A 14902-nucleotide genomic window follows, 5' to 3' on the forward strand; every position below is an offset into this window, starting at 1 on the left:
TATGTTGGAGACGTCAGATTCACAAGATTCACAAGATTCACCGACATTCACAGGAGCACCGTGGAGAATCCTTTCCGTCCCACGGCCGGGGCCTCCCCGCCCGAGATCATCGGGCGGGCCGGAGTCCTAGACGAGTTCGCCTACGGGCTGCGTATCCGTTCGGGAGCACCCGGGCTGCTGACCATCTTCACGGGGGCCCGAGGGGTGGGCAAGACCGTGATGCTGGGCGCCGCCGAGGACCTGGCCCGGGCCGAGGGCTGGGCCATCGTGTCCGAGACGGCGACACGGGGATTCATGGGCCGCATCGGCAACTCGATGCGCCGGCTGGCCGACGAGCTCGGCGGCGGACCCCAGGGCCGGCGGCTCACGTCCGTCACGGCGGCGGGCTTCGGCTTCACCACTCAGCTGCCACCACACCAGCAGCTGGAGTGGCGCGAAGAGGGGCTGCGACTGCTGCGGCTGTTGGAGGAGCAGCGGACGGGACTGCTCATCACCGTGGACGAGATCCATGCCGCAGACCGCCAGGAGATCGCCCAGCTGGCCGCGGACGTGCAGCACTTCATCCGGGCGGACCTGCCCATCGGTCTGCTCTTCGCCGGCCTGCCGGCGGCCGTGTCGGACCTGCTGAACGAGGGGGTGGCCACGTTCCTCCGCCGCGCCGACCGGATCGACCTGCACGCGGCCGCGGTCGGCGAGGTCCAGCAGTCCTACCTGGAGACCTTCGCGGCGGGCGGCTTCGTCCTCGACGACGATCAGGCCCGCCGTGCCGCCGAGGCCACCGGAGGCTATCCCTTCCTGATCCAGCTGGTGGGGTACTTCCTGTGGCAGGAGGCGGAGAAGGTCTCCGCCGCGCTCACGGACGAGATGGTGGACCACGCCGTGACCGCCGCTCGCCGCCGGAACGAGCGCGTGGTCATCGAGGCGGCGCTCTCGACGGCCTCCCCGCGCGATCTCGACGTCCTCCGGGCCATGGCCGAGGACGACGGCCCGTCCACCGCCGGGGACATCGGCGCCCGGATCGGGGCCCGGCCGAACACCGTCGGCAACTACAGGACCCGGCTCATCGACGCCGGGTTGATCGAGCCCGCGGGGTACGGACTGGTCCGCTTCGCCATTCCCGGGCTGCGCGAGCACCTGCGACAGCCCCCGCACCAGGGTGCCCGGGGTGCCGAGAATCCGCGTGTCCCCTAATCAGGGGATAGGAGACAGCCCTGAAGCGGTGAGACGACATCGGTTCTCGTCATGAAACCAGTGTTTTCCGTGGCCAGCGGCTGATTTCGGGCCCTTAGCGACCCCATGGCACTGCTGAGTGATCCCCCTTCTTATGATGCACAGACAACGAATTACATGTGCACACACTTGGAGGATCAGCATGAAGAAGACCGCAGCAGCAGTGGCCGCACTGGCCGTCGCCGGGTTCACGGGACTGTCGATGGCCCCGGCCTCGGCGCAAATGTTCCAGAACTGCAAGGCGGCGAACAACGCCGGTTACTACAACATCCCTGCCTCGTCCGCCGCTTACAGTCCCGACCTTGACGGCAATAGCGACGGCGTGGCGTGCGAGGGCGGCGGCACCACGGTCTACATCTCCCCGACGGTCGACACGCCGGTCGCGCCGGACACGTCCGACGTCGTGCAGAACACCGCCGTGTTCGACAACTGCACCGAGGCTCGCGCGGCCGGCCGGGTCAACATCCCCGCCGGTGACCCCGCGTACGGCCTGCACCTCGACGCCGACCGTGACGGCTTCGGCTGCGACGCCGACGGCACCGACGACGGCGTGCAGTACCAGGAGATCATCGACCGGGTGCCGGCGGACTGGGCCGACGGCGGCCAGGGCTACGACCAGGTCGGCCAGGTGCCCGCCGGCGGCGCCGACACCGGTGTCGAGGGCGAGTCCGCCGTGCCGGGTCTCGTGCTCGCGGGCGGTCTGACCGTGATGGCGGCCGCCGGTGCGACCGTCGTGGCCCGCCGCCGCGCCACCCAGGGCTGAGCTGAGAGCAGGTCCGCGACAGCGGGGTAGGTTCGTGCCCGTGCTGATGTTCTCCCGCGACCGCCGCAACAGCTTCCTCGCTGCTGCGGCGGTCGCTGCCCTGCTGCTCGCCGGGTGCGCCCAGGAACCGCCGGCTGAACCCGGAGCGGGCGCGGCCGGTCCGGCGTCGTCGTCCTCCTCGTCCGTGCCCTCGCCCTGGGCGACGCCGTCGGCGGGGACGACCTCCGCGCCCGCCTCCGCCCCGACGCCCAGGACGACAAGTGGGCCGACGGGTGAGCCGACAAGCGGCCCGCGGCCCATGACGGGGTCGGAGCCGCTCTCGGTCGACATCCCCGCCCTCGGTCTCGGCTCCGAGCTGCTGCATCTGGGCCTGTGGGGAGACGGCACGCTGGACGTCCCACCCGGCGATCCCGGTTCTCCCGCGTCCTGGTACGACCAGTCGCCCACGCCGGGAGAGCAGGGACCGGCGATCCTGCTCGGCCACGTCAACGCGACCGACGGCGGCCCCGGCGTCTTCGCGGGCCTGCGCGACCTGGTGCCGGGGGACACCGTCGAGGTGGCCCGGGCGGACGGCTCCACCGCCGTGTTCGCCGTGGATCGCGCCGAGCAGTACTCGAAGGACACCTTCGACACCCGCGCCGTCTACGGGAACACCGAGGGCCCCGAGCTCCGGCTCATCACCTGCGACGGCTACAACGTCTTCACCGGCGAGTTCGACGACAACTACGTCGTCTTCGCGACGCTCGTCGGCTGAACCGCGTGTTCCTGCCGGGCACAGCGCCCTGTCGGTCAGTCCGGACCGCGGCGCCCGCCCCGGCTCATCCGCGCCGGTAGGCGTGGCCCATCTCGGTGTGGGACCAGCGGGTCTCGATCCGGGCGTCGCCGCTGCGCCGCACGGCCTCGGCGGTCTCCCGGTCCAGCTCGGAGCGCCACTCCTCGATGGTGAGCAGGTCCGAGGAGCGCAGCAGCGGCTGCCGGTAGATGTTCAGGGCCCGGGTCACCTCGCCCTGCTCGAGAGCGGTCCGCAGCTGTGAGACGTCGCTGGTGACGGCGGCCGGATCGGCGAAGCGGTAGGGGCCGGTGGTGATCACCGCCCCGAGCCGGCGGCGGACCCGGTGGATCTCCGTGCGGACCGTGCCGGGGGTGCCGTGCTCGCCGTAGAGCTCGTAGGCCATCTCCTCGGCACTCCACCCGCGCTCGCGCAGGCTGAGCAGCGCGAGGATCTCCGCCGAGCGCGTCGGCAGGGGGAACCAGTCCCCGCCGCCCACCCGGGCCGCGGCCGGCTCGGCGAGCAGGCGCAGCTCCAGGGGAGGCGTGCCGGTCGTGCCGGCGGGGTGTCGTGAGTCCGTCCGGGCGGCGAGCAGCGTCTCGACGACGCGCGCGGCCGAGCGGACCAGGGCCCTGGTGTCCGGGGTGGCGGTGCCCCGCGGCCCGGACAGGTCGATGACGCCGAGCACCTCCCCGCTGCCCGGGTGGCGCACCGGGGCGGACGTGCAGTCCCAGGCGCTGTGGGACCGGGCGAAGTGCTCCGTGCCCCGCAGCTCCTCCGCGGTCCCGCTGCGCAGTGCCTGGGCGATCGCGTTGGTGCCCACGCCGTGCTCGTCCCAGCCGGCGCCCTCGACGAAGCCGAGCCCGTCGGCGCGTCCCAGCGGCGAGCGTCCCCCGCGCCGCCACAGCACGGTGCCGTCGGGGCCCGTGAGGACGGCGACCCGGGCCTCGGCGGCATCACGGACGACGCCCAGGAGGTCGGCGACGACGTCGACGTGCGCCCCCAGCGGGGAGAGCGCGCGCAGCTGCTCGACCTCGTGGTCCGGGAGCACCTCCCGCGGGCCGTCCAGGTCGCGGGACATGCCCCGGGCGGCGCACCGCTCCCACGCCGAACGCACCCGTTCCGGTGTCCTCGCCGATCCGCAGCTGTCCACAGCGCGCTCCTCCGTCCTCTGCGCCCGTCCCGATGTCACGGGGTCCGTCACGGCGTCCGTCCTGATGCAACGCCGGGGAAACCCCCTCGGCCCCACAGTGGTGACACGCATCACATCGGACCCTATGCCACTGGGCGTCCGGCGTACACCGAGGAGGAACCATGACCACGATCGACACCGGCGTGGGAGCCGGCACGGACACCGCCCGCTCCTGGCTGGCCGCCCTGGAGGACGCCCTCGCGGCCGGCAACGCGGACGCGGCTGCGGATCTGTTCGCGGAGGAGAGCTTCTGGCGCGACTTCCTGGCGTTCACCTGGAACCTGAAGACGCTGGAGGGCCGCGAGCAGATCTGCCGGATGCTCGCGCAGACCCTGCCGCACGTCCGGCCCTCCGGGTGGGAGGTCGAGGGCGAGCCCACCGAGGCGGACGGGGTGACGGAGTGCTGGGTGCGCTTCGAGACCTCCGCCGGATCCGGGTGGGGCTACCTGCGGCTTCGCGACGGGAAGGCGTGGACCCTGCTGACCACGCTGCAGGACCTGCGCGGCTTCGAGGAGCAGAAGGGTTCGCGCCGGGACCGCGGGGTGGTCCACGAGATCACCCGCGAGCGCACCACCTGGCTGGAGCGGCGCCGGGCGCGGGAGGAGGCCCTCGGCCGGACGGAGCAGCCGTACTGCCTCGTCGTCGGCGGCGGGCAGGGCGGGATCGGCCTGGCCGCGCGGCTGCAGCGTCTTGGCATCCCCACGATCGTGGTGGACAAGCACGAGAAGGCCGGGGACGCCTGGCGCAACCGCTACAAGTCCCTGCACCTGCACGACCCCGTCTGGTACGACCACATGCCCTACCTGCCGTTCCCGGACGACTGGCCGGTGTTCCCCGCCAAGGACAAGGTCGCCGACTGGCTGATGCACTACGCCGACATCATGGAGCTGAACTACTGGGCGAGGACCGAGTGCCGGTCGGCCGAGTGGGACGAGCAGTCCGGGACCTGGACCGTCGTCGTGGACCGCGACGGCGAGGAGGTCGTGCTGCACCCCACCCAGCTGGTCTTCGCGCTGGGCGTCTCCGGATACCCGAGAATCCCTGACTTCCCGGGCGCCGACGTCTTCCGGGGCGCGCAGCACCACTCCTCCGCCCACGCCGGCGGCGACGACTGGGCGGGCAAGCGGGCCGTGGTCATCGGCTCCAACAACTCCGCCCACGACATCTGCGCGGACCTCTGGGAGCACGGGGCCGAGGTCACCATGGTCCAGCGCTCCTCGACCCACATCTCCCGCAGCGAGTCGCTCATGGACCTCGTCCTGAAGCCGCTCTACTCCGAGGAGGCGCTGGAGGCCGGCATCACCACGGAGAAGGCGGACATGCTGTTCGCGTCCTGGCCGTACCGGGTCCTGCCGGACGTCCAGCGGCCCGCGTTCGAGGCGATGGCCGAGCGGGACCGCGAGTTCTACGACGCGCTCGAGGCGGCCGGCTTCGACCTCGACTTCGGGGAGGACGGCTCCGGGCTGTTCCTGAAGTACCTGCGCCGGGGCTCCGGGTACTACATCGACGTGGGCGCCTCGCAGCTGATCATCGACGGGCGGGTCCAGCTGGCCACCGGCCAGGTCGACCGGCTCACGGAGGACGCGGTGGTGCTCGAAGACGGGACCGAGCTGCCGGCCGACCTCGTCGTCCACGCCACCGGCTACGGGTCCATGAACGAGTGGCTCGCGGACCTGATCTCCCCGGAGGTCGCCGACCGGGTGGGCAAGTGCTGGGGCTACGGCTCCGACACCACCCGGGACCCCGGGCCCTGGGAGGGCGAGCTGCGGAACATGTGGAAGCCCACCAACGTGGAGAATCTCTGGATCCACGGCGGGAACCTGCACCAGAGCAGGCACTACTCCAAGTACCTCGCCCTGCAGCTCAAGGCCCGGATGGAGGGCCTGCCCACCCCGGTGTTCGAGCTCGAGGAGTCCCACCACCCCCGGTGATGCCGGCCCGGGCGCGTTGACGGGGCGCCGGAACGGATCGACCGTTCCGGCGCCCCGTCCGCGGGCGGGTCACTCCTCGAGCTTCCGGGCCTGTTCATCCCAGGCGGCGCGGGCGTCCCGGCCCGCGGTGGGGTGGTGGGTCTCCCGCAGGGCGCGGAGCGCGGCGGTGCGCTGCTGGGCCAGGGCCTCCGCGGCGGCCCTCGTGGCGGCGTCCTCGCGAGCCTGGGCCCGGGCGGCGGTCACGGCGTCCATGATGAGGTCCACACCCAGGGCGCCGCCCTCCAGGTAGGCGGTGCGGACCTGCCGGTCCGGGTGGTACAGGTACTGGTCGTTGACCTGGCCGAGGGCGGTGTCGAACTCGGCGTCCGTCAGGTCGGAGATCATGGCGACCACCCGGTCCAGGCGGGCGTCCAGCTGGTCGAGCAGGTCGTGCCGCCGGGCGCCGCGGCGCAGGGACCACAGCGCGCGGCCGTGCGTGCGGAGCCGGTCCACGTCCCAGTCCGCCTGCGGCACCACGGACAGGGTGCCCACGAGGAGCCGGGGATCCCGGGAGTCCTCCGGCGGGGGCAGGGAGCGGAGGTGCCACGAGATCCAGGCCGTGCGCATGTTGGACGCCCCTGCCGTCCGGGCCTCCTCCACGGACGTCCGCCCGGTCTGCGGGCCGGCGAGCGGCGGCCCGGCGTCGTCGTCCTCGCGCGCGTCCTGCCCGGCGGCGCGGGTCCGGCTCGTGATGACACCGGCGCTGAGCCAGATCAGCAGGCCGAGCAGGACCAGGCCGAGGAGGGCCACCCCGCCGAGGAGCACGAACCGGAACAGGCCGACGGCGACCACCACGGCGATCAGGGCCACCACCCAGACGGCGGCTCCGCTGCTGCTCCCGGTGTTGTTCATGACGGCCCCCGAACGACCACGTGCGTGCTGGGCACCCATTCTACCGCCGCGGCCCCAGCGGCCCCGGGGGCTCAGGACCGCTGAGGCAGGCCCTCGCGGAAGACCCGCTTGAGCTCGGTCAGCTCCGGGCCGTGGCCGGTGCCCTCGGTGTTGAGCGCCGGCTGGTGCGCGGCGACCCAGTGCTGCTCGAGGGCGTCGACGTCGTCCTTCGTCCCGCACTCCGCCCAGCCGAGGAGCAGGTGCTCCTGCATCCACGCCGTGAGCCGCTGCTCGTGCGCCTCGTCGAGGACGACGCGGCCCCGCCCGTCCACGGCGGCGCCCTCCCGCCAGGACGGGTCCCCGGGCAGGAGGACGGAGAGCAGCGTGCGCCGCAGCGCGGAGGAGCGGGTGCGCCGCAGGTGCTGGCCGCTGATCCGCCGGTGGAGGTCGCGCCGGGCGCGGCCCACGTAGAGCAGCTCGGCCGTCCCCGACGAGTGGCGGAGCCGCGGCACCGCGGGCAGGTGCAGCCCGGCCGCCTCCGGGGTGGGGGAGCGGGCGGTGTCCAGCCACCAGGCGTAGACGCCGCGGGAGGGGCGGACCTCCGCCTCCGGCGGCGTGCTCAGTGGGAGCGCGGCGAGGCCGGGCTGCGTGCTCACGGATCACCACCTCCTCGGGGCGTTCTCTTCTGCAACTCTGCTTCGACTGTAGGCGCAGGACGCGGCGGTGCCCACCCCGCCCGACTCGCGCCGTCGTTTCCGGCGCCGCGCTTGTCATACCTAGCGCTGCTAGGGTTCAATGCGTAGCACACCTAGGTATCAGGAGGCGCAGTGCGCATCGACAAGGACCTGGTCGCCGCCTCGGCCACCCCGCTCGTGCTGGGGATCCTGGCGGACGGCGACCTGTACGGCTACGCGATCCTCAAGCGCGTCAGCGAACTCTCCGGCGGCTCCATGCAGTGGACCGACGGCATGCTCTACCCGCTGCTGCACCGGCTCGAGCGCCTCGGCCACGTGTCCTCCTCGTGGGGCACGTCCGAGGCCGGGCGCCGGCGCAAGCACTACGCGATCACGGCCTCGGGCCGGGCCGCGCTCGCCGACCGGCAGGAGCAGTGGGCGGTCGTGGCCGACGCGCTGCGGCAGGTGTGGCAGGCCGCTCAGCAGCCGCCCGCCACGACCGAGCGGTGGGCGTGATGGAGCTGCACGCGGAGCAGGAGGCCCAGATCGGGCGGTGGCGCGGCTGGGTCCAGCGCCGCCAGGCGATCTCCCCGGCCGACGTGGACGAGCTCGAGGACCACCTGCGCGAACAGGTCGCGGACCTGAGGGCCACCGGGCTCGACGACGACGAGGCCTTCCTCGTCGCGATCAAGCGCATGGGCAACCTCGACGCCGTCTCGCACGAGTTCGCCCGCGAGCACTCCGAGCGGCTGTGGAAGCAGCTCGTGCTCCTCCCGGAGGACGCCGAGGACGCCGGCGCGCCGCCGTGGCGGGAGCTGGGCGTCGTTCTGGCGCTCGCGGTCGGGGCCGGGCTGGCGGTCAAGGCCGGCACCGCCTGGCTCGGCGACGAGGCGGTGCTGGCGCGCAACCTCGGCCTGCTCGTGCTGCCCTTCCTCGCCGGGTACTTCGCGTGGAAGCGCCGGCTCACCGCGCGCGTGGTGGCGGCGCTGCTCGTCCCGTTCGCGCTGCTGGCGGTGGTGCTCAACGTCTATCCGTTCGTCCCCGGCGGTTCCACCGAGCTGCTCGCCGCCCTGCACGCCCCGGTGGTCCTGTGGCTGCTGGCCGGGATCGCCTACACGGGCGGGAGGTGGCGCTCCGACAGCCGGCGGATGGACTTCGTCCGCTTCACCGGCGAGCTCGTGATCTACTACACGCTCCTGGCCCTGGGCGGGGCGGTGCTGGTCGGGCTCACGTTCGGGGCCCTGCAGGTCCTCGGGATCGACCTTGAGCCGGTGCTGGAGGACTGGATCCTGCCGTTCGCGGTGCCCGGTGCCCTCGTGGTGGCCGCGTGGCTGGTCGAGGCCAAGCAGAACGTCGTCGAGAACATCGCCCCGGTCCTCACCCGGGTGTTCACGCCCCTGACGATCCTGATGCTGCTGTCCCTCCTGGTGGTGCTCACGGCGGCCGGCGGGCTCGTCGACGTCGACCGCGGGCTGCTGATCCTGATGGACGCAATCCTCGTGCTGGTCCTGGCGCTGCTGCTCTACTCGATCTCCGCCCGGGACCCGCTCGAGCCGCCCGGCCTCTTCGACGGCCTGCAGCTGGTGCTCGTCGTCGCGGCCCTGGCGGTGGACGCGGTGATGCTGACCGCGATGCTGACCCGGATCGCCGAGTTCGGCTCCAGCCCCAACAAGATCGCCGCGCTCGGGCTGAACCTGCTGCTGCTGGTGCACCTGGTGCGGGCGGCCTGGCTGAGCGCCGGGTGCCTGCGGGGACGCCGGCCGTTCGCGGAGCTCGAGCGCTGGCAGACGCGCTACCTGCCGGTCTACGGCGTGTGGGCCGCGATCGTGGTGGTGGTCTTCCCGCTGGTCTTCGCCTTCGCCTGACCGGCGGGCTGCCTGACCGGCGGGCTCCGCGTTCGCGCCGCGGAGCCGCTGCTGCGGGCGGAAAGGGGCCTGCGCGTCCCGGTGGCAGGGGAGTCGCCCCCCGACGACTGACCAGATGGTCCGAGGCCCGCTGCCACCAGGACGGCGGCATCATGATCGTCGTCGTGCCGGCGGCCTTGCGGCCGGTCGTCCCGACGCGATCCTCACGCGGCGGCTCAGCCCCCCGGCTGATCACCTGCGTGATGCATCAACACTAACACTGGCTTATTACCTGATCGATTCGCATTCTGTCCACAGTTGCGCCGACTTGCCCCGGAGCTCCGCCCCGCACCCGACGGCGTGCTGGCCCTCCGGTCCTGCGGTGGGAGCGTCCGGTGCTCAGGCGCTCGTGCGCACGACGAGCTCCGGAGGGAGTCGGACGCTCTCCACGTCCCGGCCGTCGAGAACGTCCATCAGCATCTCGAAGCCCTGCCTTCCGATGCTGTGCATGGGGGAGCGCACGGTGGTGAGCCCCACGCTGCCGGCCAGCGGCGTGTCGTTGAACCCGACGAGGGCCAGGTCTTCCGGGACCGTGATCCCCTCCCGGGCGAAGACGCCGAGCGCGCCGATCGCCGCGAAGTCGTTGACCGCGAACACCGCCTCGGGCAGCGGCCCGGCGGCCAGGATCCGGGCGGCGGCCACGCTGCCGGCCGGGGCGTCGAAGCCGCCGGGGACCACCCGCTCCGGGTCCACCGCGAGGCCGTGCCCGGCGAGCGCGTCCAGGAAGCCGGCGCAGCGGTCGATCGAGGTCGAGGCCCGCGGATTGCCCGCGATGAGCCCGAAGGTCCTCCGGCCGGACGCGACGAGGTGCTCCGCGACCATCCGTCCCCCGGCGTAGTCGTCGCAGGTCACGGACCGGTGCCCCGGGGACCGCCGGCTCACCAGCGTGAAGGCCACGCCGCGCTCGGCGAGCTCGTCCAGGAAGGGGTCCTCGAACAGGGCGTCGCCGAAGATCAGGCCGTCGGCACGGCGGTCCAGCAGCTTCTCCGCCTTGGCGCGGTGGGCCGCGGCGTCGTCCAGGGAGTTGGAGACCACGGTGAAGTAGCCGTGCTCGGAGGCGGCCTCGTCGATGCCCTCGTACATCGTGGCCAGGACGTAGTCCTGCAGGCGGGGCACGACGACCCCGATCATGTGCGACTTGGCCGTGCGCAGCGACGCGGCGTAGGGGTTCTTGCGGTAGCCGCGCTCCTCCGCGAGCGCGAAGATCCGCTCCGTGGTGTCCGGCGAGGCCCACTTGGAGCCGAGGCCCTTGGGGTCGTTGAGCACCCGGGAGACCGTGGAGGGATTGAGGCCCAGCTCGGCCGCCAGGGCCTTCAGCGTGACCGCCGGTCGTGCGCCCATGTCCACCTCCTCGCGGCTGTTTCCACACAGTAACGGACGTTAAATTCTCGTGAATGTGTTGCGCATCACTCTAAAGGCGCTCTATGGTCGATCCCAACATCGTACGCAATCGATTGCGGCATTCGTTTGCATAGACCGTTGACGCTCCCGCGGAGCGGGACGACCCCACGGAAGGGAGGCGGCACGTGACACACATCCAGCTGCTCGGCACGGGGGGCACCATCGCGTCCCGGGGCGGCGGGTCCACGGGCTCCGTGGCCACGGACACGGCGGCCGACCTGTCCCGCAACCGGTACGGCGAGCTCACCGTCTCCGCCCGGGACGTCCTCACCACGGGCAGCTACCGGCTCACCCTGGGGGAGCTGCGGGCGATCGCCGAGGCGGCCCGGGACGCGCTGGCCGATCCGGCCAACGACGGCGTGGTGGTCACCCACGGGACCGACACCCTGGAGGAGACGGCGTTCCTGCTGGACCTGGTGCACGGCTCCCCGAAGAGCGTGGTGCTCACCGGCGCCCAGCAGCCGGCCGACAGCCCGGCCCCGGACGGCCCCCGCAACGTCGAGGAGGCGGTGCTGGCCGCCGCCTCGCCCGAGCTGCGGGGCAGCGGCGCGCTGATCTCCTTCGACGGGACGGTCCGCTCCGCCCGCGGCGCCCGGAAGGCGCACACCACCGCGAGCAGCCCCTTCCAGGGCGGCGCCGAGGTGGCGCACATGGCCGGGTCCGAGCTCGTCGTCACGGCCAGGCCGGTCCGCCGGGAGCCGCTGCCGCTGCCGCCGGCGGCCTTCGACAGCACCAGGGTCGAGATCATCACGGCCCACACCGGCGCCACCCCGGACCTCTTCGACTTCGCCGTGCGCTCCGGCGCGCAGGCCGTGGTCCTCGCCGGATCGGGCGTCGGCAACGCGGGCCCCGGCTTCGCGGAGTCGGTGGCCCGTGCGGCCGGGGCCGGCTGCGCGGTGGTGCTCAGCACGCGTGCCCCGTGGGGACCCGTCGTTCCGCTCTACGGCAACGGCGGGGGCACCGACCTCGTGGCGGCCGGCGCCGTCCCCTCCGGGGACCTCAACCCGCTCCAGGCGCGCATCCTCGCCGCCCTCCTGCTCTCCCTGGGGACCTCGGCCGCCGAGTTCCCCGGGGCCTTCACCGCCCACCTCTAGAACACCACCCACCACCAGAGGAGACATCATGTCCAAGAAGATCTACGTGTCCGTCGGCATCGACGTCGACGCCGTCGGCGGCTGGCTCGGCTCCTACGGCGGCGAGGACTCCCCGGGCGACATCTCCCGCGGCCTCTTCGCCGGCGAGGTCGGCGTGCCGCGGCTGCTCCAGCTCGCCCAGCGCCGCGAGATGCCCGTGACCTGGTTCTGGCCCGGCCACTCCGTGGAGACGTTCCCGAAGGAGTTCGACGCGGTCGTCGCCGCCGGTCACGAGATCGGCGTCCACGGCTACAGCCACGAGAACCCCATCGCGATGACCCGCGAGCAGGAGACCGAGATCCTCGACTACTGCACCGACCTCATCGAGCGGCGCTCCGGAAAGAAGCCCGTCGGCTACGTGGCGCCCTGGTGGGAGTTCTCCGGGGTGACCAACGAGATCCTGCTCGATCGCGGCTTCCTCTACGACCACTCGCTCATGCACGACGACCACACCCCGTACTACGTGCGCGTCGGGGACACCTGGACCAAGATCGACTACGACGCGGCCTCGGCCCAGGAGTGGATGAAACCGCTGGTGCGCGGCGAGGAGACCGACCTCATCGAGATCCCCGCCTCGTGGTACCTGGACGACCTCCCGCCGATGATGTTCATCAAGTCCAGCCCGAACAGCCACGGCTTCGTGTCCCCGCGGGACATCGAGCAGCTGTGGAGGGACCAGTTCGACTGGGTCTACCGCGAGATGGACTACGCGGTCTTCCCCCTCACGATCCACCCCGACGTCTGCGGACGCCCGCAGAACCTGCTGATGCTCGAGCGCCTCTTCGACCACATCCAGGGTCACGACGGCGTGGAGTTCGCGTTCATGGAGGACGTCGCCCGCGACTTCGCCGCCCGCAGTCCCCGCACCTCCGCCTGATCCCACCGGCACGAAGGAACACCGCCATGTCCACTCTGCGCTCGAACCCGACGCCCTCCGGCGTCGAGCCCTGGAACGTGCCCATCACCCCAAAGGTGGTCAAGCAGGTCTCGATCGTCTGCTTCATCGCCTGGGTGGCCTCCGTCTACGACTTCACCCTCTTCGGCACGCTGCTCCCCGTGATCGCCGAGGACTTCGGCTGGTCGGTGGCCGAGTCCACCGCGATCAACACCTACGCCACGATCGGCGTGTTCCTCGTGGCCCTGGCCGTGGGCACGATCATCGACAAGATGGGCCGCAAGAAGGCGCTCATCGTGCTCATGCTCGGCGGCGCCGTGGCGTCCGGTCTCACCGGCGCCGCCATCGGCGCCGCGAGCCTGGTCATCATCCGCTCCTTCTCCGGCTTCTCCATGTCCGAGGAGGTCGTCAACGCGGTCTACCTCAACGAGATCTACAAGGAGGCCAAGAGCCGCGGCCTCATGTACTCGCTCGTCCAGGGCGGCTGGCCGGTCGGCGCGCTGGTCTCCGCGGGACTGTCGGCCCTGACGCTCCCGCTCATCGGCTGGCGCTGGAGCTTCGTCGTCGCCGCGGTGCTGTCCCTGATCGTCGTCGGCCTGGCCCTGCGCCTGCCGGAGTCCCCGACCTTCGCCGCGATGAAGGAGGTCCGGCGGCGCCGGGCCGCCGGCGACACCGCCGGTGCCCACGCGCTGGCCGACGAGCACGACCTCGAGGAGGCGGCCCACCACGCCACCGGCGTGAAGGACGTCTTCACCCCGGAGCTGCGTCGGCACACGACCTGCCTGTCCCTGGCGTGGTTCTTCAACTGGTTCGGCATCCAGGTGTTCTCCGTCCTGGGCACCACCATCCTGGTCGAGGCCAAGGGCGTCTCCTTCGACAACGCCCTCATCATCCTGGTGCTCTCCAACGCGGTGGGCTTCGTGGGCTACGTCTTCCACGGCTGGCTGGGCGACAAGATCGGCCGCAAGCCGACCGTGGTCCTCGGCTGGATCGCCGGCGGCATCGTCAGCCTGGCGATGCTGCTGGGCCCGGGCACCTCCGGCTACATCATCCCGCTGTACGCCATGACGCTGTTCTTCCTCACCGGCCCGTACGCGGCGCTGCTGTTCTACATGGGCGAGTCCTTCCCGCCACAGGTGCGCGGCATGGGGGCGAACGTGGCCCACGTGATGGCGCCGCTCGGCGGCATCGCCGGCTCCGGGCTGCTCACCATCCTGCTGACCGCAGGGGTGGACACGGCCACGGCGGCGATCATCACCGGCTCCGGCGGGCTGATCCTCTCGGCGCTGTGCATGGCCGGGACCCGCACCCTGAAGGACGCCCACCTGAAGACCACGGTGATCGCATGATCCGCGACGACGGACTCGAGGGAAAGGTCGCCGTCATCTCCGGCGGCGGCAGCGGGATCGGCCGGGCGCTGGCGGTCGCCTACGCCCGGGCCGGGGCGCACAGCGTCATCGGCTACCTTCCCTCGGACCCCCACGACGCGACGGACACCGTCCGCGCCGTGGAGGCCGCGGGCGGGCGCTGCACGGCCGTCCCCATGGACGTGCGCAGCTTCGAGGACACCGAGGAGCTCGCCCAGGCCGCGCTCGACGAGTTCGGCCGGCTGGACATCTCGGTGGCCGCGGCCGGCATCCTGCGCCGTGCCGCGCTCGCGGACATGACCGACCAGGCGTGGGACGACATGATGGCCGTCGACCTCTCCGGGGTGATGCGCGTCTTCCGCTCCTGCAGCACGCGGATGACCCGCGGCGGGGCGATGGTGGCGACGTCGTCGATCGCCGGCGGCGTCTACGGGTGGGAGGAGCACAGCCACTACGCGGCGGCGAAGTCCGGGCTCATCGGCCTGTGCCGCTCGCTGGCCGTGGAGCTCGCCCCCCGGAAGATCCGGGTCAACGCCGTCATCCCGGGGCTGATCGAGAGCCCCCAGTCCCTGGACCCGGTGAACTCGCTGGGCCGCGAGGGCCTCGACGCCGCGGGCTCGATCATCCCGTGGGGCCGCGTGGGCAACGTCGACGAGGCCGCGCGCACCATCCGCTTCCTCACCGGCGACGACTCGGCCTACGTCACGGGCCAGCAGCTGATCGTCGACGGCGGGCTCACCGTCCGCTGGCCGAGCTGAGCCCCCCAGGAAAGG

14 protein-coding genes are annotated in these 14902 nt (G+C 72.2%); 10 read left to right on the forward strand and 4 right to left on the reverse strand.

Annotated features, from left to right (window positions below; all coding sequences use genetic code 11):
* Positions 1–60 precede the first annotated feature (60 nt).
* The 3 genes from CK505_RS02875 to CK505_RS18790 all read left to right on the forward strand — a co-directional run bounded on the left by CK505_RS02875 (position 61) and on the right by CK505_RS18790 (position 2747).
* Entirely contained in the window at positions 61–1191 is a 1131-nt protein-coding gene (locus CK505_RS02875) for an AAA family ATPase (RefSeq protein ID WP_095650168.1), read from the forward strand.
* A gap of 181 nt (positions 1192–1372) precedes the next feature.
* Positions 1373–1993, forward strand: a complete 621-nt coding sequence (locus tag CK505_RS02880) for an excalibur calcium-binding domain-containing protein (RefSeq protein ID WP_176475273.1) — start codon at positions 1373–1375, stop codon at positions 1991–1993.
* A 298-nt stretch (positions 1994–2291) separates the two neighbouring features.
* On the forward strand, positions 2292–2747 hold the full coding sequence (locus CK505_RS18790) for a class F sortase (RefSeq protein WP_255250877.1): 456 nt from the start codon (positions 2292–2294) through the stop codon (positions 2745–2747).
* Between the two features lie 64 nt (positions 2748–2811).
* Here the strand turns inward: CK505_RS18790 and CK505_RS02890 are convergent, their stop codons facing one another.
* Positions 2812–3879: a GAF domain-containing protein gene (locus CK505_RS02890; RefSeq protein WP_176475274.1), complete on the reverse strand. Its 1068-nt coding sequence runs from the start codon at positions 3877–3879 to the stop codon at positions 2812–2814.
* Positions 3880–4076: 197 nt separating this feature from the next.
* Between CK505_RS02890 and CK505_RS02895 the strand changes: the two genes are divergently transcribed.
* Positions 4077–5885: an NAD(P)/FAD-dependent oxidoreductase gene (locus CK505_RS02895; RefSeq protein WP_095650171.1), complete on the forward strand. Its 1809-nt coding sequence runs from the start codon at positions 4077–4079 to the stop codon at positions 5883–5885.
* 69 nt (positions 5886–5954) lie between these two features.
* On the opposite strand, the gene CK505_RS02900 is transcribed toward CK505_RS02895, so the two are convergent.
* The gene (locus tag CK505_RS02900; RefSeq protein WP_095650172.1) at positions 5955–6776 is read right to left on the reverse strand and encodes a hypothetical protein; all 822 of its coding nucleotides are present in this window, start codon (positions 6774–6776) and stop codon (positions 5955–5957) included.
* 71 nt (positions 6777–6847) lie between these two features.
* Positions 6848–7411 (reverse strand): GIY-YIG nuclease family protein, encoded by a 564-nt coding sequence (locus CK505_RS02905; RefSeq protein ID WP_095650173.1) that lies wholly within the window; start codon positions 7409–7411, stop codon positions 6848–6850.
* A gap of 171 nt (positions 7412–7582) precedes the next feature.
* On the opposite strand from CK505_RS02905, the gene CK505_RS02910 reads away from it, so the two are divergent.
* Both CK505_RS02910 and CK505_RS02915 read left to right on the forward strand, forming a co-directional pair.
* Entirely contained in the window at positions 7583–7945 is a 363-nt protein-coding gene (locus CK505_RS02910; RefSeq protein WP_095650174.1) for a PadR family transcriptional regulator, read from the forward strand.
* Positions 7936–9294, forward strand: coding sequence for a permease prefix domain 1-containing protein (locus tag CK505_RS02915; RefSeq protein WP_217987517.1), 1359 nt, complete (start codon positions 7936–7938; stop codon positions 9292–9294). Before CK505_RS02910 ends, CK505_RS02915 begins: the two co-directional genes overlap by 10 nt.
* Before the next feature lie 378 nt (positions 9295–9672).
* On the opposite strand, the gene CK505_RS02920 is transcribed toward CK505_RS02915, so the two are convergent.
* Positions 9673–10674 (reverse strand): LacI family DNA-binding transcriptional regulator, encoded by a 1002-nt coding sequence (locus CK505_RS02920; protein ID WP_095650175.1) that lies wholly within the window; start codon positions 10672–10674, stop codon positions 9673–9675.
* A 185-nt stretch (positions 10675–10859) separates the two neighbouring features.
* On the opposite strand from CK505_RS02920, the gene CK505_RS02925 reads away from it, so the two are divergent.
* From CK505_RS02925 to CK505_RS02940, 4 genes are read left to right on the forward strand one after another with little or no spacing between them, the layout of a single operon-like run.
* The gene (locus tag CK505_RS02925; protein WP_095650176.1) at positions 10860–11828 is read left to right on the forward strand and encodes an asparaginase; all 969 of its coding nucleotides are present in this window, start codon (positions 10860–10862) and stop codon (positions 11826–11828) included.
* A 28-nt stretch (positions 11829–11856) separates the two neighbouring features.
* Positions 11857–12744, forward strand: coding sequence for a polysaccharide deacetylase (locus tag CK505_RS02930; RefSeq protein WP_095650177.1), 888 nt, complete (start codon positions 11857–11859; stop codon positions 12742–12744).
* 26 nt (positions 12745–12770) lie between these two features.
* Positions 12771–14111, forward strand: coding sequence for an MFS transporter (locus CK505_RS02935; RefSeq protein ID WP_095650178.1), 1341 nt, complete (start codon positions 12771–12773; stop codon positions 14109–14111).
* Positions 14108–14887, forward strand: a complete 780-nt coding sequence (locus tag CK505_RS02940; RefSeq protein WP_095650179.1) for an SDR family NAD(P)-dependent oxidoreductase — start codon at positions 14108–14110, stop codon at positions 14885–14887. Before CK505_RS02935 ends, CK505_RS02940 begins: the two co-directional genes overlap by 4 nt.
* Positions 14888–14902 lie beyond the last annotated feature (15 nt).

Source organism: Kocuria sp. WN036, from assembly GCF_002287015.1.
GTDB lineage: Bacteria > Actinomycetota > Actinomycetes > Actinomycetales > Micrococcaceae > Kocuria > Kocuria rosea.